Here is a 22,763-nt window from a genome sequence, read left to right as displayed (position 1 = left end):
CGGCTCTTCACGGTTCGTGGTGAATGTTCTGCCGTGGTGAATGTTCATGCCGCTGTTCTGGCGGCACTGCGCAACAGAATACGCGTTTTGTAGTTGCGTGCGTTGGTGAATCCGCGGCCTGTCCTTTTTATGTGCTTGATCGCGGTGTTGTTAGCTTCCACTTTCGCCGTTGTCGCGCCGGTGACAATGAGGACTTCAATCTCTTGCCACCACCGGCAGACCGTGCGCCAGAGCCGGTTCGTTTCCGGCTGAGCGGCGCGTTCGACCAGGGCCTGCAGGCGCTCTTTCGCGGCGGCCGCGTCGGCAAGGGATCCGGTGGCGAGCAGCGTCCGGAGCTGCTCTTTGACCAGCCATGCGGCCTGCAATTTTCCGGTGGCGTCGTCGGTTGCGAACACGGTGCTGAGCCTGTTCCGGGCCCGGTCAGAGAGTGATTCCCCGGCGCGCAGGAGCAGGCGCCGGTTGGCCCAGACCGGGTCGATGGAACGTCCCCGCCGGCCATGGACCTGCTGGGTGAGACGTTGCCGGACCTCGGTGAGCATGTCGTTGCCGAGCTTGACGAGGTGGAACGCATCGACCGAGACCGCGGTGCGAGGGAGCCACATCCGCAGGGCCTTGCGGAACGCGGCGGAAGGGTCGATCGCGACGACCTGCACGCCCAGACGCCACTGAAGCGGGCGGGCGAACAGCCATTCTCCGACGCCCTCACTGTCGCGGCCGTCCACGATCCCGAGCACCTGGCCGGTGTCCAGATCAACAATGGTCGTCATCCAGGGTTCGTAGCGTTTCCAGGCCTTGGTGGAAGGGTCGCGGAAGAACCGCACGGAACGGTAGCGGTGTTCATCGATGCCGAGCATCCGGGGTGCCAGGGCATCAACATCAGGCAGGGTCAGCGCCGCGGAATCCAGAGCCCGCTGGACCAGCCACCATGAGACACCGAACGAGGAGGCCGCTTCCGCGGCGGCCCTTCCGGATCCAATGACGGCGGCCACGAGGGCATCGCGGAGCCGGCGGGTGGACCGAGCGCGGCGCGGGACCTGGGCGGTCTCCTCGGCGAATGTCCGCCGCGGGCAAAGGTACTCATCGCAGAAGAATCTCCGCTTGGCCCAGATCACTTCGACTGGGCCGGCGACAGGGATGTCGCGCAGACGTTGTGGGCGGCGGGAATGCACGCGGGTGCTGATCACACCACAGGATGGGCAGCCGGACTCGGCAGTGGCTTCAACGCTGACCCGTCGCTGCCCGAAAGTGAGGATCTCAGTGTCTGTGACGCGGTAGTCGGGCAGGTTGAAAATGGCGGTGGCAGCATCGGGGCGCGGGGAAGTAGGCTCGATCAAGGCTCGTAGCTCCTGACTCTTGATGAATGCGTAGAGAACATCCATCACAGCAGGGCTACGAGCCCTTCAGCTTTCAAGACACGGAACCCGTTTCACCACGAACCACGGAGAGCCCCCAAATCCGAGCGCTGGCACGGCAAACTGAGTCAATGAGATTGCGATTGCCACCTGTCCTGCACGCGGCGCCAGAAACTGCATCCTTCGCTGCCAGCGGGCCAGGTCTAACACTGAAACATCATCCAAAGGCGGCGCGAGCCTGGCGGCGAAGACTGCCACATTGATTGTGACAATAAAAGCAGCTAAACCAAGAACAATTGACGTAGCCTCCTCCGCTCCAATTCCAGAGGAAAAGTTTTTCCCATGGCAAATTCTCTAGAGTAATTGCCGGACCGGCCAATTTTGCCATCACATAAAAGAACTGGAAACAGGCGTAGAAGCAGACGGACCAAAAAAACGTTTTCCAGGATTGGCGACTGTCTTCCTCGTCCGCTCGGGCCTTGTGGCTGACTAGGGCTATCCGAAGTGCATCATCTTGGATATCGCTCATTGATCGAGAATAAGCCACGGACGCCGTCGACTCTCGGATTGATCAATTCCATAACAGCCTGTTGCACAGTTGCGGGTGTTGGGTGAAGACAGGGCCGCTGCCCACAGCCGGGGACAATCCTTGGGGGGTTATCCGGGTCTTCTCAGATGACGGTGTAGGTCGGCCGGGCGCGTCGGTCCGCAGATAGACGTCGAGGTCTCCCGACGACGGAGGTTCCTACGCCATCCATCGGAAAGACCTCGACGTGTCCGACGCTACCCCGCCGGCCGGCTTCGGCCGCCCTGACCTGACCGCCTTCGCTCGACTCGACGGCCTCGGTCTGAGCGTGACCGGACAACGACTTGAACCGGATCGTGCGGTCCTCGCGTGCCGCGTGGTGGAACCAGATCAGTGGTGCCGACGGTGCGGCAGCGAAGGCGCCGCTCGTGACACCGTGATCCGGCGGTTGGCCCACGAGCCGCTGGGCTGGCGACCGACCGTGCTGGAAGTTGTAGTGCGCCGCTACCGCTGTGCCGACTGCGGACACGTGTGGCGCCAAGACACCAGCGCCGCGGCGGAGCCACGCGCGAAGCTCTCGCGCACCGGGCTGCGGTGGGCGCTGGAAGGGATCGTGGTCGCACACCTCACCGTCGCACGTGTCGCCGAGGGACTCGGGGTCGCGTGGGACACCGCCAACAACGCGGTCCTGGCCGAAGGCAAGCGGCTGCTGATCAACGACCCCACGCGGTTCGAGGGCGTGAAGGTCATTGGCGTCGATGAGCACGTCTGGCGCCACACCAGGCGTGGCGACAAGTACGTCACCGTGATCATCGACCTCACCCCGGTCCGCGATGGCGCCGGCCCGGCAAGGCTGCTGGACATGGTCGAGGGCCGGTCGAAGGCGGCGTTCAAGACCTGGCTCGCCGACCGCGACGACGCCTTCCGTGACGCGGTCGAGGTGGTCGCGATGGACGGCTTCACCGGGTTCAAGACCGCCGCTGCGGAGGAGATCCCGGACGCGGTCACGGTGGTGGATCCCTTCCACGTCGTGCGCCTGGCCGGTGACGCCCTCGACAGGTGCCGGCGCCGGGTCCAACTCGCGATCCACGGGCACCGTGGGTTCAGGGACGATCCGCTCTACAAGTCGCGGCGCACGCTGCACACCGGTTCGGACCTGCTCACCGACAAGCAGAGCGACAGGCTACGCGCGCTGTTCGTTGATGACGCTCACGTCGAGGTCGAGGCGACCTGGGGTGTCTACCAGCGGATGATCGCCGCCTATCGCCACGAGGACCGGCAACGTGGCCGCGAGCTCATGGAGAAGCTGATCACCGACCTCAGCGCCGGCGTCCCCAAGGTGCTCACCGAGCTCACCACCCTGGGCCGGACCCTGAAGAAGCGAGCCGCCGACGTGCTCGCCTACTTCGAACGACCCGGCACCAGCAACGGGCCGACCGAGGCACTCAACGGACGGCTCGAACACCTGCGCGGCTCCGCACTCGGGTTCCGCAACCTGACCAACTACATCGCCCGAAGCCTGCTCGAGACCGGCGGCTTCAGACCCCAACTCCTACACCCCCGATTGGGATGAGCCGGTATAACGAAGCATCCACTGCTCATCAGGAAGCGCTGAGGGTCGAAGCGGCGCGAACTGCTCAGTTAGCTGCTGCTGCAAATGAGACGCAGCCCGCGTTGCTGTCCAGGCTGCGCCGGCTCCTGTTCCTTGCCAAGAGTTGAGGCGGACAAGGGACAGCAGGAACGTAAGCCATAGGAGCTGGAAGGCAATATAGCGGCGCGGCAGTACAGCAGCCCGTGCTCAGAGCCAGCCGCCATCTGTCAGGTTGGAGTCTGAAAGTGATCATCATACGTGTATAGGAATCGCGTTCGGGGCTCTATTCTGACGTGTTCTGAGGGAGATTTCGGACGTCAGGTTGGGGTGTAGTCCAATCTAACTGGGCATTTAAAGGCACCATGAGCAAAAGCCGCAGCCCAGCATTCCAGGGGCTTCCGGTTTGGGGAGGCGCCGGGGGAATATGGCAGGACTGATGGAGCCCGTGTATGAATGCGATGGGTCCTGTCCCAGTACCGATAACGACCCTTTCGAGAGGAGTCGCTCAGTCATACAGACTTGCGGTAGGGATTGGCGTAACGCGAGTTCGTCCACACTCGGGGCGGCAGGCCGAAGCAATTTGTCCATATTGGGCAGCGGAGTACGAATATGCCTCCACCGACTGACCGCGAAGTATCGGTGCCTGCATCAAGCACCGTCGGGCCACTATCGGCCATCGTGGGTTTCTAGCGGTGCCGCGAAGTGCGCGTGAAATCAATAAACTCGATCATTCTTATCCATGAAGGTGAAGCTTCCCCCTGCAGGAACGAGCTAAGCCCTACGTCAACGTGGCACGGGAGTTGATGCGGCCCAATTGAACGAAATCGTCACGGACGTAGCGTGGGCGATTGATCTCGCACCAGCTTTTCCATTACATGCTCTACGAGCCGTTCACGATCGCGAGGTTTTCGTTGACCCGGTTGCTCTTCGCCGCATCAGCGGCGCCGGGCCGATGACCGGCGGGACTTATGTGCTTCGGGCAACCCCGTGGAGTCGCTGAACCTGAGTAACGCTTTGTTGGGATTCGTGTACCAGCGGTGGGGAATACGGTGCGGTACTCCGACGGACTACGAGTTGGGTTGGGACCTTGGTGATCCCGCTACGGGGGCCGGTCCCATCGATTTGCCCAAGCAGGTTTTCGATACTCAAGCGACCAACGGCGTGAAAGTCCTGATGGATCGTGGTTAGGGGCGGCCAGAAGGAATGGGATTCCTCGAGATCGTCAAAACCGACAATGCTGACGTCACCGGGGATTTCTCGGCCGAGTTCATGTATGGCTCTCATGGCTCCAAGTGCCATTTGGTCATTCGCGGCAAAGACAGCTGTCACCTCAGGATTACGCCCAAGTTCCAAACCTATTGTGTAGCCTGATTCCGTGGACCAGTCACCGTGGCGAATCGGCGGCGGCGTGATACCTGCTTCCTCGAGAGTTGCCTGCCAGGACTCTGCGCGGTGGAGGGCGGAGAACGAGTTTTCCGGCCCGCCAATATGCCAAACCTGTCGATGACCGAGGCCCAAGAGGTGGCGGGTCGCCAGCCTGGCTCCTTCGGCCTGATCCGTATCAACGACCGAATATCCCGACGCGGCATTCGAGTCAATCACAACCACCGGGAGGTCTTCTGGGAGCTGGATGTCCGTATGGTCGAGCAGGTGTGCTTCAAAGATGATCACCACGCCGTCCACTTGTTGCTCTCGAAGGCGACTGTACGCTCCGGAGACTTTGCCGGTGGTGGGGTCAGGGAGCGGTATCAGCGTGACTGAATACTCAGCCTGTGCCGCGGCTGTGGCTATTGCATCCAAAGTCCTCATGTTGCCAAAGGTTGACAGAGTAAACATGATCACACCGATGGATTTGAACTGACCGCTTTTCAGTGCCCGGGCGGCCCTGTTGGGCCGGTAGCCAAGGCTAGTCATGGCCTCAAGCACCCTCCTCCGGGTGTTCCCTTCAACATTGGTGAGCCCGTTAGAGACTCGGGAGACGGTTTGGGAGGACACGCCGGCGGCCCTGGCAACGTCGGCAATCGACGGGCCACGGGAGGGCCGCCCGGTACCTTGACGGCCCACCCGTCGTCCTGACTGGCTCTCCGACCCCGGCGAAAGTAAGGCGGATCCGGCTTCATTCACCTCTTGCATGTTCACCTAAACATGCTACGCTTTTTACAATTGATGTTTGCGTAAACATCCTTGAGATGGAGCAATGAAATTATGACAACGACGTCGACAGCGATGATTGCCAGCAGTTCAGCGGGACCCAAGCAGCAGCGCTCAGGAAGGTGGATCGGCTGGGCCTTCGTGGGTCCGTTCATGCTGGTTTTTGCCTTGGTGTTCATCGCCCCGGTGGTGTACTCCTTCTATCTGAGTCTGTTCCAGAATCAGATGGTGGGGGGAAACAGGTTCGTGGGAGGCGCGAACTACATCCAGGCCATGAATGATCCCCAGTTCTGGGATTCGCTCTTCCGCGTGGGACTTTTCCTGGTGGTCCAAGTTCCGATCATGTTGTTTGTGGCACTGTTCGCCGCCCTTGCGATTGACAGCGCCCGGCTGCATGCGGCCTCGTTCTTCCGTATCTCGATTTTCCTGCCCTACGCGGTCCCGGCCGTCGTGGCGACCCTGATGTGGGGGTTTATGTACGGATCGCGATTCGGACTGTTCGGGAACATCAATCAGTTTTTCGGTCTTGATCTGCCTGAACCGCTTTCGAGCAGCTGGATTCTTGTGGCGATCGGGAACATCAACACCTGGGAGTTCACCGGGTACAACATGTTGATTTTCTATTCGGCTCTTCGCGTGATTCCAACAGACCTCTACGAGGCAGCTGATCTTGACGGTGCCGGCGCTTTCCGTGTGATCCGAAGCATCAAGCTGCCTTCTATCCGAGGTGCCATCGGCATTGCCGGGATCTTCTCAGTAATCGGCAGTTTCCAGCTGTTCAACGAACCAAACATCCTCAAGGCTCTCGCGCCGAACTCGATCAGTTCGTATTTCACACCCAACATGTATGCCTTCAACCTCTCGTTTGCCGGCCAACAATTCAACTACGCAGCGGCCATCGCGATGATCATGGGTGTCCTCACGGTCGTCGTTGCTTACATAGTGCAGCTCTCCGGCTCACAAAAGGAGGCGTAGTCCATGTCAGTACGATTGAGCGGATCACAGACAGGGGATGTTCCCTCTTCTGTGAAAAAACACCACGGGTCTTCTGCGAAAAAACACCAGGGGCCAAGGTTCATTGGCCGAAAACCCCGCCAAGGCAGGAGGAAACGCAACTCAATCCTCCTCACGGGTCTGATGGCTGTCATGGCGATCTACGCGCTGCTGCCCCTGTTCTGGCTTCTGATCAACTCCACCAAGACCCAGGCAGCGCTGTTCGATTCCTTCGGGCTTTGGTTCTCAGGTGAGTTCGCTCTGTGGGACAACATCGTTGGCACTCTGACCTATAACGAAGGGGAGTTCCTGCGCTGGCTGGCGAATACCGTGCTCTACGTGGTGGTGGGCGCCGGCGGGGCGACATTCCTTGCCACGCTGGCCGGTTATGGGCTGGCCAAGTTCGATTTCCCGGGGAAGCGTGCCGTTTTTGCCGTTGTCCTTGGTGCTGTTGCGATTCCGGGAACCGCTCTTGCCGTGCCCACGTTCCTGATGTTCAGCCAGCTGGGCCTCACCAACACGCCGTGGTCAGTCATCATTCCCTCCCTGATCAGTCCATTCGGCCTGTATCTGGTATGGATTTACGCGATTGACTCCGTACCCACCGAGGTTCTGGAGGCGGCGCGGATGGACGGATCGGGAGAGTTCCGGACGTTCTTCACGATTTCCCTGCCGATGCTCGCGCCGGGGTTCATCACGGTTCTGCTGTTCACCATCGTTGCCACCTGGAATAACTATTTCCTTCCCCTGATCATGCTCAGCCAGTCCACGTGGTACCCGCTGACGGTGGGCCTGAACAGCTGGAACGCCCAGGCAAGCACCGTCGGAGGCGAAGCAATCTACAACCTGGTGATCACCGGGTCGCTTCTGACCATCGTGCCCATTGTGGGTGCGTTCCTGTTCCTCCAGCGCTATTGGCAGTCAGGACTGTCCGCCGGAAGCGTCAAGTAGGGCAATCTCCTTCCGTCAGGCCCTCCCCTGACGGTTCATATGAACGACAATGAAGTGAAAGGCACGAAGATATGACTATCAGCCATCGTCTGCGTCGCGCGGCTGCGGCCGCCCTGACAGCAGGACTCCTCATCGGCACGCTTGGGGGCTGCAACAGTTCCGGTTCCACAACTGGAGACGCCAAAGAAGGTGCAAGCTCTGATGAAATCGCGGCCGCCCTGCAGACCGATACGACGCTCACGGTCTGGGGATGGGCACCGCAGCTCAAGCCCATTGTGGAAGCCTTCGAAAAGAAGTACCCAAAGGTGAAGGTCAATCTGGAGAACGTGGGCACCAACAACGCGCACTACACCAAACTTCAGAATGCCATCAAAGCCGGATCCGGAGCACCTGATGTAGCCCAGATCGAATATGCCGCCCTGCCCCAGTTCGCTTTGTCGGATTCACTGGTTGATCTGAAAGAATTCGGCGCAGCTGATCTCGAGGACAAGTACACGCCGTCGACGTGGGGATCGGTGAACCTCAACGGTGGAATCTACGCGCTGCCCCAGGACTCAGGTCCGATGGCCATGTTCTACCGGGCTGACGTGTTTGAGAAGCACGGCATCAGCGTCCCGTCCACCTGGGATGAGTACGTCGCCGCCGCGAAGAAACTGCACGCTGCGGACCCCAATGCCTACATCACCAGCGACACCGGTGATGCCGGGTTCACCACCAGCATGATCTGGCAGGCCGGCGGCCAGCCTTACAAGGTCAACAGCCCGACGGATGTCAGCGTCAACCTTCAGGACGAAGGAACCAAGAAATGGACGAAGACCTGGCAGCCGATGATCGATGAAAAGCTGGTTTCACCGGTCGCGGGCTGGAGCGACGAATGGTTCAAGAGCCTCTCGGACGGCAGCATCGCAACCCTCCTCACCGGGGCATGGATGCCGGCCAACCTGGAGTCCGGCGCTGAAGCCGGCAGCGGTAACTGGCGTGTTGCTCCCATGCCGACTTACGAGAAGGGCAAGGCCGCCACAGCAGAAAACGGTGGTGGCGGAGACTCCGTGCTGAAGCAGAGCAAGAACAAGGCTGCAGCCTACGGATTCCTTGAGTTCTCCAATGGCCCGGAAGGCGCCGCGATCCACGCCGCGAACGGTGGATTCCCCTCCACCACTGCAGATCTGGAAAACGAGAAATTCCTCAACACTGAAAGCGCCTACTTCGGCGGCCAGAAGATCAACGAGGTTCTGGTCCAGGCATCAAAGGACGTAGTCCCGGGCTGGAACTACCTTCCCTTCCAGACCTATGCGAACAGCATCTTCAGCGACACTGTCGGACAGGTGTACGCCACCGGCGGGCAGCTGGATGACGGGCTGAAGGCCTGGCAGGACGCAACGGTGAAGTACGGAGAGCAGCAGGGCTTCAAGGTTTCCTCCAAGTAAGACCCGGGCGGCCCGGGGACAGCACCCCTGGGCCGCCCGTTCCACAAAAAGCGATCGGACCACTTTCATGCCCATCTTCACCATCGGGGAGCAGGATTTTCTGCTCGACGGCCAACCCCACCGGATCCTCTCTGGCGCACTTCATTATTTCCGGGTCCATCCCGACCAGTGGGCAGACCGGATCCGAAAAGCGCGCCAGATGGGCCTGAACACCATCGAAACCTATGTCGCCTGGAATGCACATGCCCCGACAGAAGACGCGTTCGACGTCACCGGCGGACTTGACCTAGGGCGTTTTCTTGATCTCGTCGCCGCCGAGGGAATGCATGCAATCGTCCGTCCCGGACCCTACATCTGTGCAGAATGGGACAACGGCGGACTCCCCGGGTGGCTGCTTGACAGCGGTGCCGCCGTGATCCGGGCCGATGATCCCATCTACATGGCAGCCGTCAGCCGGTACCTGGAGCAGCTCGCACCCATCATCGTCCCCCGTCAGGTACATGAAGGCGGCCCAATCATCCTGATCCAGATTGAAAACGAGTACGGTGCCTACGGCGCCGACCGCGCGTATCTGGAAAAGCTGGTGAAGATCAACCGTGAAATCGGCCTGACCGTCCCTTTCACCACCGTGGACCAGCCCCAGGACGACATGCTCGAAAACGGGAGCCTGCCTGGACTTCACAGGACCGGGTCCTTCGGCTCCCGCTCCCTCGAGCGATTGGAGACCCTTCGACGGCACCAGCCCACCGGTCCGCTGATGTGCTCGGAGTTCTGGGTGGGATGGTTCGACCACTGGGGGGCCCACCATCACACAACCACCGTGGAGCAATCGGCACAGGACCTTGAAGTGCTTCTGGCCAACGGTGCCTCCGTGAATATCTACATGTTCCACGGCGGTACAAACTTCGGATTCACCAACGGCGCCAACGACAAGGGCGTCTACCAGCCCATCGTGACAAGCTACGATTACGACGCCCCCCTGGACGAGTCAGGTAATCCAACCCCGAAGTACTGGGCCTTCAGGGACGTGCTTAGAAGGTATACAACTCACACTGAGCCGGATGTCCCGCCGGCGGCCGAGCCGGCTCCCCAGTTCACAGTTCCTCTGACCAAATCCCTTCCTCTGTGGGACATGCTGGGACAGTTGGGGCAACCGACGCATCACAACTGGCTCCCGACCACCGACGACATCGGCCACTACACCGGTTTCAGCCTCTACCGCACCGAATTAGATGCCGCCGGACCAGCCATCCTGGAGATTGACGAAGTCCGGGACCGTGCTCAGGTGTTCCTCAACAGGAAGAACCTCGGCACCCTGTCCCGCGACCATAAAGATCGGACCATCGCCCTACCGGATGATGCCCACGGAACTCTGGAAATCCTGGTCGAAGACCAAGGACGCGTAAACTACGGGCCGCGCCTTGGCGAAGCAAAAGGACTGATCGGAGCAGCCAGGATCAATGGCCAGATTCTCAGAGGCTGGAGCCTGACCCCCCTGGCCACCGGCGACATCAGTCCGGTGACCGCCGCATTTGCTGCAGCTGACAGCAACGACCTGACAGCCGTCCGCGGACCCGCGTTCGTCCACGGCACCTTTGACCTCGGTAAGCCCTCCGATCTCTACCTCGACACCACAGGGTGGGCCAAAGGCGTTGTTTGGATCAATGGTTTTTGCCTCGGCCGGTATTGGTCACGGGGTCCCCAGCACACCCTCTACGTGCCTTCACCCTTGCTCCGCCTCCAATCGAACGAAATCGTCATACTTGAGCTTCACGCTGCCGCGGCGTCCGTTATCTCATTCGTGGCAACACAAAACCTAGGCCACACCGACTACTGAGCTACAGCCAACCCCGCATGTGAAAGACGTGTTCAACGGGCCAAAGGCGAGCCGCGAAAGTACAAGTGGGTCCAGTTGCACGCTCGCTGAGCCCGAGCAAGCGGTTCAGGGCCGTGCTCAGCGAGCTGCCCGATTCCCCAACGTCGCCCATCGGATTCCTCGGCATTACTTGGCGATAGGCATAGTTCAGCAATCACGTTTGGCGCAGGCTCCAGTCCGCAGGGCGGGGGTAGCAAGGCAAACGACGCTGGGGATCCGGCCTGAGGCGACGGCTGAGGTTGAATGTCTGACCGCCGACCCAGTGGAGCGCCGGCGGACATCCCAGGCCAAAGCGGATCCATTGTACGAAACGAGGAGAACCATGCCACAGGAAACCCAGTTGGTTGCGACGATCACAGCCACAGACAAGTCAACGTTGGACGACGATCTCAATCGCGCGGTCGAAGCTGCGCAAAAGATTGCATCCGGGCAGGGCCGAATCGGTATCCTTGTCACCCGATTCGGTTTCTCCTCCTTCACAATCGAGCTGAGCCCGGAAGTCCCCTACGGACTGACTCTCGAACGGCACATTCCTTAATCAGCAGGACGCGAAGCTTATCTCTTGGAGTACAGCAAACGCGGCCGAGGCGGGAGACGGGCTCCCGGCCAGCGGCTTCAGGTACAGGGCACTTAGCCGCCGATAACTCCGCCGACCATCGGTGCCGCACTCAGCGAGGTGTTCCTCAGGAAGCCAGTGAAATCCGGGCCTCCGATGCTCAGGAACAACGAATTGTGAACCTTGACACATCGCTGATTTTCGCGCATTATAAGGATGTTTACGAAAACATGTTTACGTTAACATGACAGAACCGGCGGGCCTGATCAGCGCAATTCTCGCGGGATCAGCAGGCTCTGTTGCTAATCCTCGTATTGCACGGATGTCCTGATGCGGCAGAGAAGATCTCGTATTGTTCATTTCGGCTTGACTCCAAGGACGGAGACGTAGTTCCATGACGCACCAGTTACAGGGGTCCGGGCCACAGCCCTTTGCCGCGAGCCCCACAGAATTTCCCCCCGGTGGCAGAGCCGGTTCACTCCGCAGGCGGCCTTTTTACTCTCTTGCCGTCGCGGCTTCCCTTGTTTTGGGGGCATTGGCGCCCGCAGCGCTGGTCGCAATGCCCGCTGCGGCGGCCGCTTCTACCCCTGTCGCCCTTGCAGAGCCGGTATCTGTGGCCACTTATGTGGGGGCACCTCCCAGTCTTCCAGCTGAAGTGGCTGTGAAAACGGAGGACGGTTCGACGCGGATGGCACCTGCGGTCTGGGATCTTGAGGGCTACAGCTTCGGTGCTGCGTACCGGACGTTCATAGTGACAGGGACCGTCGAGGGATCCCTCACAGTCACCGCCCAGGTTGAAGTTGTGCCTCAGGGCATTAAGTATTTTGTGGACAGCGGAATGAACGCGTCTACACCTCCGTTTGCCGGTGTCAAACGGCTTGTCGGCGAGGAACTGCTGAACAGCGCCGCTGATCAGCAGTACGCCTCAGGCGCTTGGGGCTACGTGAACGACGGCGATACCTATGTCGGGCAACGCGCGGGAGCGGCCGCGGAGAAGGACGAGACCGGCCTGTATGCCAAAGGCAACGGTGCCACGTCCAAGCCCATCATCTATAACGTTCCGCTGTCCGAAGGTACATACACGGTCACGGCCGGTTTCCGGGAATGGTGGTCGGGTCCGAGGCAGATGAAAGTCAGTGTCGTTTCCGCTTCGGGTCAGGCGACCGTCATCACCCCTAATGTCACTGTCACCAGCAGCGACAGGTCCAAGATGGTCTCCAACCAGTTCACTCTTGGCCCTGCCGATGCCGGAACTGTGCAGGTCCGGGTTGATATCGCGGGAGGAACCGAGGCACCCGTTATTGGCTGGTTTGGAATCGCATCCGGCACCGTCAGTATCGACACCGCACCCATAGTTGTGGACGCGCCAACCGTCAGCGTTCCCGCCGGCACATATAAGACGGCCCAGTCGGTCGATCTGAACACCAACACGGCGGACGCCAGCATCTACTACACGACAGACGGAACGGCTCCATCACGTGCGAACGGAACCAAGTACTCCGGGCCGGTTCAGATCGAAAATTCCGCCACCCTGAAGTCGATCGCCTTCAGAGACGGAATCGCCAGCTCGGCCATCGAGGCCTCCTACGTTATCGAACCGGTGCCTGACAGTTACGAATCCATCCCCGTGGGAAGGACCTGGTATGACACCAGCGACAACCCGATACAAGCCCACGGAGGCGGATTCCTGGAAAAGGACGGCTGGTACTACTGGGTCGGTGAAAACAAGAGCCACAACAGTGCCAGTTTCCTTGGCGTCAGTCTCTACAAGTCCCAAGACCTAAAAAACTGGACGTATGTCAAGGACATCCTGACTCCCCAAAGTGACCCGGCCCTCGTCAACGCGAAGGTAGAGCGCCCAAAGCTGGTCTTCAATGAGAAGACAGGGACCTACGTACTTTGGGGCCACTGGGAGACTGCTGACAGCTATGCCGCCTCACACCTTATGGTCGCAACAAGTACCAGTGTTGACGGGGACTACGCATTCGACCGCCACTTCCGGCCCGGGGCCGGATCGGTCGGCACCCCGGAAGAGGATCCGACCTACACAGGCGGGGACGGCAAATGGGGATACGGCTCACGGGACTTCACTGTCTTCAAAGACCCCGACTCAGCCGACGCCTATCTGATCTCGGCCGAAGACCACATGACGATGAGGATGTATAAGCTCACCCCTGACTACGCCGACGTGGACTGGCAGAACTCATATGAGGTATTCGAAGGCCAACGCAGGGAAGCCCCGGCGCTGGTTAAGGCCGGAGATTACTACTACGCCTTCACATCAAGCCAATCAGGCTGGTACCCGAACCAGACGATGTACTCATCCACCAAGAACATTTCCGACCCCCACGGCTGGTCCGAGCTGACGCCCGTCGGGAACAACACCACGTTCTATAGCCAGCCCACCAACATCATGACGATTCAAGGCGAGGACGGGCACCGGGAGTACGTCTACATGGGCGACCGATGGAATTCCAAGGCCCTCGGATCCTCCACTTACGTCTGGCTGCCACTGGCATTCAATGCCGTCGAAGGCGACAAGGCCCCGGAGGCGGCGATGAACTACCAGCCGTCCTGGTCCTTTGACGCCACGACCGGTTCCGTCAGCGTTCCTTCGGACCGGCTGGTCTCGCAGGGGAAGCCGGTAACAGCTGCCGGAACGAACCCCTCATTTCCGGCCACGGCCGCGAATGACGGCAACTTATTCAACCTGAACGTCAGCGGCGACAACAGCAACTATTACCAGCCCCCAGGAGTGCCGTACACCTGGGAAGTCGACCTCGAACAGGAGCAGGACCTCAGCCGCATCGATCTGAGCTTCCGCAGTTACAACGGATCCGAGACCTACAGCCAGTACACGGTCGAAGCCAGCAATGACCGGAGCACCTGGACCCGGCTGGTTAGTGAAGGCGGCAACAAAGTTGTCGGATTCAAGAGCAACCCACTCTCCGGCCAATACCGTTACGTCCGTGTCAGCGTCACCAATGTCGTCAACGACCACAACGGAAGCGCAGCAGCATGGGCGGCGGGGCTGGTCGAGGTCCAGGTCTACAGCCACCCAGCACCCCAGGCCATCAGCTTCGACACCTTGGAAGGGCGGACATTCGGATCCGAGGACTTCACCCTCACCGCATCCTCTACCTCCGGGCTTCCCGTCTCGTTCACCGCCGCGGGGCAATGCACCGTAGCTGCATCGACTGTTCACATCACTGGGGCAGGCGAATGCTCCATCACCGCCGAGCAGCGGGGAAATGAAAGTTTCTCAGCGGCGCCTGCCGTTACACAGAGCTTCGTGATTGCCAAAGCAGCACAAAGCATCACGTTTGACGCCCTTGCCGACCAGATGACCGGAAGCCCTGACATCCCGCTCCTCGCATCCGGCACCTCAGGTCTGCCCGTGACATTCCAGGCCAGCGGAAGCTGCACCGTAACCGGAGACTCCGCACACCCGGGGAGCCCCGGCACCTGCACCATCACCGCAGCACAAGCCGGCAACGAGAACTATCTGGCGGCGCCGGACATAACCCGGGCGTTCAGCGTGACCTACGGGGTGGCCGTTACAACCGACCTCTCGAAGCCAGTTCGCAGCGGCTCCGTGCTGACGCTGAAGCTACACCTGACCGATGCCGCCGGAGCTAACCTCTCCTCCTCGGCCATTACTGTTCAGGCCATCAGCCTCGACGGAGCACAGACCGTGCCCAGTCCCGGCAACAGCCAACCAGGCCAGAAATTCACCTTCGACCCGGCTACTTCAACCTACCGATACAACCTCTCCACCAACGGGCTGAAGCCCGGCACTCACACGCTCCAGTACACCGCCGGGACCGACCCCACAACCCATACCACCACCTTCACCATCAGATAATCAGGACCGAAAAGTCAGACGGGGAGCATACGTTCCCCGCCTGACTGGCCTATCCGTACGTCTTCAACATCAGAAACCCAGCGCCCCAGCCGCTCCCACCCGTTGGGCAGCAGAATCCCTCCATCAGGTCGGGACCCGCTGAAACCAAAGAAAGGCAATGTTCCATGACAACGATGTCCCGACAATCAGGTCCATGCGTTTGGCTCGCCTCAGCCACCGCAGCCGCCGTGATTGCATCCCTCGGCCTCCTGCCACTGGCCTCGCCGGGTGCGGCCGCCGAAGAGCCGGCCGCCGCCGCGCAACCTCTGACCATAACGCCGAATCCTTCCTATAAGGGCGACGCCTTCGAAGGATGGGGCACCAGTCTCGTCTGGTTCGCCAACGCCACCGGCGGATACCCCGAAAGCGTGAGACAGGACCTTTTCGACAAAGTGTTCGGTGAGGACGGTCTAAACCTCAACATCGCCCGGTACAACATCGGAGGCGGCAACGCAAGCGACGTCCCCGATGACTATATGCGTGCCGGGGCAGCAGTCGAAGGATGGTGGAACCCGGATCTCAACGCCAGTGACGCGCAAGGACCCATTACGTCCAACTACGCAGACCGTGAGCGCTACGACGCAGCGTGGACGGGGGACCAGCCTGAAGACTATAACTTTGATGCCGACGCCACCCAGCGGTGGTGGATCACGGCACTGAAAGACCGGATCACCAAGTGGGAGGCCTTCAGCAACTCCCCACCGTACTTCATGACAGAAAGCGGATACGCGACCGGAGGCTTTGATAGCTCAACCGACCAGATAAAGAGTGAAGACGCCGCCAAGTTCGCAAAGTATCTGAAGACGGTCACCGAGCACATCGAAGCCGAAACCGGGATTTCCTTCGACTCCATCGAGCCCCTGAACGAGCCGAACACCGGCTATTGGGGGACATGGTTCGACGACTCAGGGAACCTGCTGCATGGCCGGCAGGAAGGAGCCCACGCAGGCCCCGCACTGCAGGATAAGATCATCCAGGCCCTGGCCGATGAACTCGCAAAGCCGGACACGACCACCGGGGCGCTTCTTGCCGCACCCGATGAGACGAATCCGTCCAAGTTTGTGGAGGACTGGAATGGTTACACCGACGAAGCACGGGACGACATCGACCGCCTGAACGTCCACACCTACGGCACGTCCGGCCGAGTCGAGGTCAGGGACATCGCCAAGACTTCAGAAAAGCCGTTATGGATGAGTGAAGTCGAGGGGGACTGGGACGGAACCGGTTTCAATCAGACAAACATCAACAACGGAATCGGCATGGCAGGCCGCATCATGGATGACCTCCGCGAGCTGGAGCCCTCCGCATGGATCTTCTGGCAGCCCGTCGAGGATTACTACAACATGCAGAAAGTCGAGAATAAGAACTGGGGAAGTGTCTTCATCGACTTCGACTGCAATGCCGAGGGCATGTCCGAACGCCGCCTTGCCGATGGCGACGCAGATCCCTCCTGCACAGTAAAAACGAACTCCAAGTACAACACCGTCCGAAATTTCACCCATTACATCCGTCCGGGCGACTTCATCGTCCCGACGAACGACACCAACACCACCGCGGCCGTGAAGAGCGATGACTCCGGAGCGGTCCTCGTTCACGCCAACGCGACCAACGAAAGCCAGGCCGTGACAGTGGACCTGTCCAAGTTCGACGCGATCGCCCCCGGAGCAACGATCACCCCGATCGTCACCACGGAGTCACCGGCAGACGCGGTCACCGAAAACGCCCTGGTTCCCGGCACACCGGTCTCCGTCGACACCGCCGCCAAGAGCGCCGTTGTCATAGTTCCCGCCAATTCAGTATCCACCCTCCTGGTTGACGGAGTGTCCGGAGTAGCTGAGAATGCAAGCGGCCTGCAGGCCGGCAAGACAGTACAGCTGGTCGGAGTGCAGAGCGGAAAAGCCCTCACCGCCGAAGCACCAGACTCCGCCAGTTCCAGCCCCACGACAATCCGGACACTGGCCACCGACGAGTCGACGGCCAACGCCCAAAGCTGGACGCTGACCAAACTCACCGACGGCGATACCCACAAAGAACGCTACCGGCTCACGAACAAGGATGGACGCACCCTCACCGCAGATTCGAACGGAACCCACCTGCTCGACTTGTCAGCAGAAGCGGCCACAACTAACCCGCAGGCGCAGTGGTACCCCACGACCACGGACGGTCAGACGTACAGCTTCGTCAACGTCGCGGCTCCTCTGGCGCTGGACATCGGAGGAGAGGCGACCACCGACGGCGCCGCGGTAGGCACCTATCACTCAACCAACGGCTCCAACCAGGCGTTTTCCGTAAGGTCCACAGAGGTTACCGGGGCCCGCCCTGTGACGGTCAGCACGGTACCCGGCATCCCGGCGACACTCCCGTCAACGGTTGTCCCGGTCTACGGTTCTGTTGAAGGGGCAGCCGTCCCGGTAACCTGGGAAACCGGATCCCTCGACTGGTCCAAGTCCGGAACCGTCCAGGTGCAGGGCTCAGCAACCGATGTTTTCGGGCATCCCGTTCCGGATGTGACGGCCACCGTTGAGATCGGAACCTTCACCTACACCGATCCCACCTCAATAACCACAGTCGCCGGCGCCACGCTTGGCCAGGTCCAGGCCGCAGCCCCGGTTGCAGTTCCCGCCGGAATAGGCTCGAGCACGAATCGGTTCAACACCGACGTGGTGTGGGACTGGTCCGGTCTGAATGACGCCAGCTTCGGTCAACCGGGTCTCGTGTCGGTCACCGGTACGGCAAAATCCAATGATCCGAACGCGCAACCTTTGAAGGCCACGCTGTCCGTCATCATGACCGAACCTCAGAAAGTCAACGTGGCACCCGCAACGGAGACCACCGCGACGGCCACGTTCACCGAGTCCGGTTACAGCATCGAAGGAACCCGAAACGGGGTAGCCACCGACAAAGCATGGTCGAACTGGACTCCGCAAGGACGGACCGGAGACACGCTCAGCTACACCTTCCCCTCGACAGAGGTCCTCAGCGACGCCTCACTTCAGTTCTACGCCGACGGGTCCAACACAAGCTGGGCGAAGACAGTCGAAGTGCAGTATCGCGTGCCCGGGACGGAGACGTGGGAAACTGCGAATAACGGTGTCGTCGAAGTCGTCAAACCCGCGGTTGGAGCTCCGTTTGTCCAGGTTCAGCTAGGAGGAGTAAGCGCGACGGGTGTTCGCTTCGTGCTGGCCTCCACAGGAACTTACATGACAGTGTCGGAAGCCCAGATAAACGTCCTGAGGCCTGCGGCGGCTTCTGTGGCAAATGCAGGGGTAATCCGCGCCGACGGTCTTGCTTTGGCGGGGTTCGAGCCAGCCATCACTGAGTACCCGCTCTCCCTGCCGGGAACGGGTTCGGCTGAGCCGCAGATCAGTGCCGTGCCGGTAGACGGCGACGCCACCGTCTCGGTCAAACAGTTCGCCGGTGGCCCGACGGCAACCGTAACGGTCACTGCAGCCGACGGTGCGGCAACGAAAACATACACCATCACACTGCACAGGACGGTGGCCGTCACTATCGCGCCGTTGGATGGAAAAGCCATGGTCGGTAAAAAGCTCACCGCGATGGTGAGCACGGACCCGGAGGGTGCGAAACTCAGCTTCCAGTGGCTCCGCAACGGAGCCCCCATCCCGGGGGCAACCTCCGCCATCTACAAGACAGAGACCGCCGACGCCGGGACCAACCTGTCTGTCAGGGTCGTTGCCACGGCAGATGGCCTCGAAGATGGCGAAGGAACCTCTGATCCGGTAACCATCGAATCGAAAAAGAAGAAGTAGAGGCCGTCCCTCCCAAGCAAGGGGGTGGGTGGCTTAACCCCGCCCACCCTCATCAACAAGCGTCAACCACGGCAGAGGTCTCGCTGGCGACGGTCCCAGCGACTTCTGACTCCCTGAGGACGACTGATTCGCCGGACCAGACACTGAACCATAATTACCCGTCCGCAATTTCATTGGAGGGCTACTCTTATATGCTGGCGATAACTGAGAAACGAAATAGGTTGTGCTGGGTGCGCGGCGACGGCCGCGTCGTCGTTGAGACGTGGGGCAAGCGCGTACTACGAGTGCTTGCCAGGGCGATCGAAGTCTTGCCGTGAACGGGAACCCTGCCGCCTACCTCCTGGCTTACTTCACCTCCGAGGCGGCAGAGAACGGCGAACAACTCAGGTTTGCTGTCAGCAATGGTACGGAACCCACGTCCTTTATTCCGATCGCCGGCGGCGAACCCGCACTGCAGTCGAGCCTTGGAGAGGGCGGGCTACGGTGAGGGACCAGCGGTCACTGCTGCTATCGACGGCGAGGGCGCCTGGCTACTCATCGACGAGTACGGATTACGGGGCTGCCGACTGTTCCACGCCTCAGATCCGGCCTCGGGGGAGTGGACGCCCGTTCCACATGCGGCTCTTCCGTCCGGAGCGCGGCACGGATCTTTGCTGCCGGTAACAGCAGAGGAACGCGACCGGCTGCTGTCGACTCAACCGGCACCGGGACGGTTTCCATCTCGCGTACGGCCCAGACGTGATGGCTAGGGAGCCTATCGAAGTCCCTGATGGACCCTTCCCGCCTACGATGCGTCTGCAAGAGTGCTCTGACCGCATGGAATGCGACCCCATGTCCACTGCCATGCTGGGGCCTCAGTCAGCAGGACAGATGCAGAAAGTCACGTTGCGCGCGTCGGAATTTGGGCGCACCCCGCCAATGCGACGGTCCATATACGCAACTCCTGTTTACCGCAACTCAAGTGGACGAGGGATAAAGCTTCCAGCCACTCTCCTCTCGACGATCCGACAAAGGTCATACCTACTGCGTCGCTACCTGGCCTCGGCCGCCACAGACGAGACGGTGGGCGCCAGCCTCAGCCGGCCCACCCGTTCACTGAGGATACGCCGGGCCTCGCCGGGAAGCCCGTCGTCGCTGATGAGTTCGTCGGCTTCCTCCAGGCTGGCGATAGTGCTGATGCCGAAGGTGCCCCACTTGGTGTGGTCGGCCAGCACCACCACCCGGCGGGCGGCGGCCATGAACGCGCGGTCCGTCTCGGCTTCCAGCACGTTCGGGGTGGTGAAGCCGGCGTCGGAATCCACGCCGTGGACGCCCAGGAAGAGGACGTCGAGGTGCAGCTGCTTCAGCGCGGACGTTGCCAGCGGCCCCACCAGGGCATCCGAGGGTGTGCGTTCGCCGCCGGTGAGGATCACCGTCGACGGCGAGGAGCCCTGGTGGAAGACGTCGGCGATCCGCACCGAGTTCGTGACCACCGTGATCCGGGGCCCAACCACAGCAGCCGGGCGAGCGCCCAGGTGGTGGTGCCGGCGCTGAGGCCCACCGCCGCACCCTCGCGCACCTGGGCGGCCGCCTCCTGAGCGATCGCGGCTTTCTCCTCCTGCAGCTGGGTTACCTTCAGCTCGAAACCCGGCTCGTGGGTGCTCGCGCCGCCCGGTAGCTTGGCCCCGCCGTGGATTTTCTCCACGGCGCCGGCAGCGTCCAGCGCGTCGATGTCGCGCCGGACGGTCATCAGGGACACGCCCAGCAGCTGCGCGAGGTCCGCGACGCGGACGATCCGTTCACGCTGGACCTCCTCCGCCCAGGACTAGAGCATCAACTTCTTCGATACCGGCGCGCGGTTCCAGACGAAAAGCCGTCCTACAACCCCCGACATCCGCTCCAGCGCGCTCCATGCAGCCTCATTCGTCAGGGCTGCCGGGTGGCATGCTCGTGAGGGGAGCGCCGTACAGCCCCTTCTGGGCCGTTCTGGACCGGGGTCCGAAAAGCCGATAGCTTATATTCCGTCAACCTGAGATCACCCTGGTGCCAGCATTATTCGCACGGGGCACCAACAACGTGAACCAGTTTCAGGGCTTGGGCTTCCATAGGTCCAAGTCCAACCAACTGGCGGGAAAGCCCATACTCACCTCCGGTGAGATGAGGTCGGAACCGTCCGGTGCTTGAAGCTTGATGTCCAGTTTTCTGATTTGCGTCTTGAAGGTCAGGTGCCAGTTTGTGCCACTCGTGTGAGATTTGAGCATGAAGGCCATGACGGCGGCGTAGATATAGAGCCTCTGATGTGCTTTGGGCGTGACCGTGAAGTCGGGTTCGAGCAAGTGGGCTAGGAGATCGCTGTCTGTGTCATGTTCGCGAAGTGAAAGTGGTCTTTTGAACGCGCGGTTGAAAAGACGCGAGCCGTGGGCGCACGTGTTTCGAAAGTCCACCATCATACGCAGCACGGCACCGAAGCGGCTGGGGTGGGCGAATCCAAACATGCGTGCGACCAAGCGCGCGTCCTGGGTCTGCATGAGGTCGTATAGGAATGGCAGATTTCCGAAGCTCAATACTTCAGTGACAGCCCAGATGGGTACATCTTGTTCCGGGTACTTTAACAGGTGGTGCTTGAGGAAGTCTTCGTCTTCCGCGCCGGAAGAAACAGCGTCCCGCCAGGTCTTCGTCCATGCGTCAAACTTTGTGTGCTCGCCGGCTGCTTTATCGCAACTTTGCGCATCCAAATACTCTTTGGATGCATGAGCTGCGACGTTCCTCGAGGCGAGCGTGTGGGCGATGGCTGCCCTTAGGCGCACCTCGAATTCAAGCAAGGCTTCCTGACAGACCCGGGCCAACTTGAAGTCGAATGCTTCCAGCTTCATGACGTGCTCGATGCTCGCACCAGGTATGTAGTCGTCTGACCGGTACTGGTGCAGGCGAGCATCGATCTTGTCCGCCGGGAGTAGCCTCCGGAAGACGTATCGGTACGCGCCGGAGCGGAAGTAGCCGACACGTGTCAGGAAGTTGAGCGCCTCACCGCGGTCAGGAATCGCGAGGCCACGGACTTCGAGTTGTTGAAGCAGCTCGTCGCGCTCTTTAAATTCCTTCGTATACTCCACGCTTCACCGTTTGTCGCACAATGAAAATCGCCCCCTTGAGCCGAGGCTCAGAGGGGGGCGATGTCTGATAAATAGAATCTAACACATTCACCGCAAAGGGGCTGTATGAGCCTCCGTTTGAAAGCGGAGAACATACGCGCGGAGCGCTGGCGCAGCAGGAGTGCCCTCATATGCCTTCAAGCTACAGAACGGCGGGCTACTCTGCAGGATGAGGGCTCCCCGCCTGCTTGGGTTGGCGCAGGTACTGGTAGACAGTCTCCCTGCTGATTGAGGTGTACTACTGATCTGAGACAGTCTTTGAAAGGATTGTTCTCATGTCTTCTCGACCCACCTATTCTGATGAGTTCAAGGCTGATGCTGTTGCGTTGGCTAGTTCCTCTGGCCGGCCATTAGCTCTGGTAGCCGTTGAGCTTGGCGTTTCCCTGACCGCTCTCAAACGCTGGATCAGGCTCGACCGTGAAGGCGAGACTGGCGGCGCCCGAACACCGGACACCCCGGTTGATGCAGCGAAGTACAAGGCGATGGAAATCCGGTTACGTGAAGTGGAACGGGAGAACGAATTCCTAAAAAAAGTTTC

14 protein-coding genes and 1 pseudogene are annotated in these 22,763 nt (G+C 60.5%); 10 read left to right on the top strand and 5 right to left on the bottom strand.

Annotated features, from left to right (window positions below; translation table 11 throughout):
• Window positions 1-44 precede the first annotated feature (44 nt).
• The gene (locus ACQR35_RS14545; RefSeq protein WP_430268232.1) at window positions 45-1,334 is read right to left on the bottom strand and encodes an ISL3 family transposase; all 1,290 of its coding nucleotides are present in this window, start codon (window positions 1,332-1,334) and stop codon (window positions 45-47) included.
• A 235-nt stretch (window positions 1,335-1,569) separates the two neighbouring features.
• On the bottom strand, window positions 1,570-1,881 hold the full coding sequence (locus ACQR35_RS14540) for a hypothetical protein (RefSeq protein ID WP_430270457.1): 312 nt from the start codon (window positions 1,879-1,881) through the stop codon (window positions 1,570-1,572).
• Window positions 1,882-2,125: 244 nt separating this feature from the next.
• Here ACQR35_RS14540 and ACQR35_RS14535 point away from each other — a divergent pair, with 244 nt between their 5' ends.
• Window positions 2,126-3,451, top strand: coding sequence for an ISL3-like element ISPfr2 family transposase (locus ACQR35_RS14535; RefSeq protein WP_430267754.1), 1,326 nt, complete (start codon window positions 2,126-2,128; stop codon window positions 3,449-3,451).
• Window positions 3,452-4,435: 984 nt separating this feature from the next.
• Here ACQR35_RS14535 and ACQR35_RS14530 read toward each other — a convergent pair.
• Window positions 4,436-5,602, bottom strand: a complete 1,167-nt coding sequence (locus tag ACQR35_RS14530) for a LacI family DNA-binding transcriptional regulator (protein ID WP_400585115.1) — start codon at window positions 5,600-5,602, stop codon at window positions 4,436-4,438.
• A gap of 72 nt (window positions 5,603-5,674) precedes the next feature.
• Here ACQR35_RS14530 and ACQR35_RS14525 point away from each other — a divergent pair, with 72 nt between their 5' ends.
• From ACQR35_RS14525 to ACQR35_RS14490, 8 genes are all read left to right on the top strand, one after another.
• Complete coding sequence (locus ACQR35_RS14525) at window positions 5,675-6,595, top strand: carbohydrate ABC transporter permease (RefSeq protein ID WP_430270456.1); 921 nt, start codon at window positions 5,675-5,677, stop codon at window positions 6,593-6,595.
• A gap of 162 nt (window positions 6,596-6,757) precedes the next feature.
• Window positions 6,758-7,564, top strand: coding sequence for a carbohydrate ABC transporter permease (locus tag ACQR35_RS14520; protein ID WP_400584528.1), 807 nt, complete (start codon window positions 6,758-6,760; stop codon window positions 7,562-7,564).
• 71 nt (window positions 7,565-7,635) lie between these two features.
• Complete coding sequence (locus ACQR35_RS14515; protein ID WP_430270455.1) at window positions 7,636-8,991, top strand: ABC transporter substrate-binding protein; 1,356 nt, start codon at window positions 7,636-7,638, stop codon at window positions 8,989-8,991.
• Between the two features lie 67 nt (window positions 8,992-9,058).
• Entirely contained in the window at window positions 9,059-10,828 is a 1,770-nt protein-coding gene (locus tag ACQR35_RS14510; RefSeq protein WP_430270454.1) for a glycoside hydrolase family 35 protein, read from the top strand.
• Between the two features lie 361 nt (window positions 10,829-11,189).
• On the top strand, window positions 11,190-11,405 hold the full coding sequence (locus ACQR35_RS14505; RefSeq protein ID WP_400584537.1) for a hypothetical protein: 216 nt from the start codon (window positions 11,190-11,192) through the stop codon (window positions 11,403-11,405).
• A 412-nt stretch (window positions 11,406-11,817) separates the two neighbouring features.
• Window positions 11,818-15,288 carry a chitobiase/beta-hexosaminidase C-terminal domain-containing protein gene (locus ACQR35_RS14500; protein WP_430270453.1) on the top strand — a complete coding sequence of 1,157 codons (3,471 nt, stop codon included), beginning with the start codon at window positions 11,818-11,820 and terminating at the stop codon, window positions 15,286-15,288.
• Between the two features lie 164 nt (window positions 15,289-15,452).
• Entirely contained in the window at window positions 15,453-19,097 is a 3,645-nt protein-coding gene (locus ACQR35_RS14495) for a glycoside hydrolase (protein WP_430270452.1), read from the top strand.
• 313 nt (window positions 19,098-19,410) lie between these two features.
• Window positions 19,411-19,584: a hypothetical protein gene (locus ACQR35_RS14490; RefSeq protein WP_430270451.1), complete on the top strand. Its 174-nt coding sequence runs from the start codon at window positions 19,411-19,413 to the stop codon at window positions 19,582-19,584.
• A 544-nt stretch (window positions 19,585-20,128) separates the two neighbouring features.
• On the opposite strand, the pseudogene ACQR35_RS14485 reads toward ACQR35_RS14490, so the two are convergent.
• Window positions 20,129-20,871: pseudogene (locus ACQR35_RS14485) on the bottom strand (DeoR/GlpR family DNA-binding transcription regulator).
• 292 nt (window positions 20,872-21,163) lie between these two features.
• Entirely contained in the window at window positions 21,164-22,186 is a 1,023-nt protein-coding gene (locus ACQR35_RS14480; RefSeq protein ID WP_174180898.1) for an Abi family protein, read from the bottom strand.
• Between the two features lie 314 nt (window positions 22,187-22,500).
• Between ACQR35_RS14480 and ACQR35_RS14475 the strand changes: the two genes are divergently transcribed.
• Window positions 22,501-22,763 (top strand): transposase (locus ACQR35_RS14475; RefSeq protein ID WP_430269233.1); only part of this gene is annotated, 263 nt, incomplete at its 3' end.

Source organism: Pseudarthrobacter sp. J1738 (assembly GCF_050490315.1).
In the GTDB taxonomy this organism is placed as follows: domain Bacteria; phylum Actinomycetota; class Actinomycetes; order Actinomycetales; family Micrococcaceae; genus JBNPEO01.
This window is presented reverse-complemented; position numbering and strand designations above follow the sequence as displayed.

Bases quoted from the DNA above. Each gene is read 5' to 3' on its own strand.
- ACQR35_RS14540 (WP_430270457.1), bottom strand. From the start codon at position 1,881: ATGAGCGATATCCAAGATGATGCACTTCGGATAGCCCTAGTCAGCCAC.
- ACQR35_RS14530 (WP_400585115.1), bottom strand. From the start codon at position 5,602: ATGCAAGAGGTGAATGAAGCCGGATCCGCCTTACTTTCGCCGGGGTCG.
- ACQR35_RS14525 (WP_430270456.1), top strand. From the start codon at position 5,675: ATGACAACGACGTCGACAGCGATGATTGCCAGCAGTTCAGCGGGACCC.
- ACQR35_RS14520 (WP_400584528.1), top strand. From the start codon at position 6,758: ATGGCTGTCATGGCGATCTACGCGCTGCTGCCCCTGTTCTGGCTTCTG.
- ACQR35_RS14515 (WP_430270455.1), top strand. From the start codon at position 7,636: ATGACTATCAGCCATCGTCTGCGTCGCGCGGCTGCGGCCGCCCTGACA.
- ACQR35_RS14510 (WP_430270454.1), top strand. From the start codon at position 9,059: ATGCCCATCTTCACCATCGGGGAGCAGGATTTTCTGCTCGACGGCCAA.
- ACQR35_RS14505 (WP_400584537.1), top strand. From the start codon at position 11,190: ATGCCACAGGAAACCCAGTTGGTTGCGACGATCACAGCCACAGACAAG.
- ACQR35_RS14500 (WP_430270453.1), top strand. From the start codon at position 11,818: ATGACGCACCAGTTACAGGGGTCCGGGCCACAGCCCTTTGCCGCGAGC.
- ACQR35_RS14495 (WP_430270452.1), top strand. From the start codon at position 15,453: ATGACAACGATGTCCCGACAATCAGGTCCATGCGTTTGGCTCGCCTCA.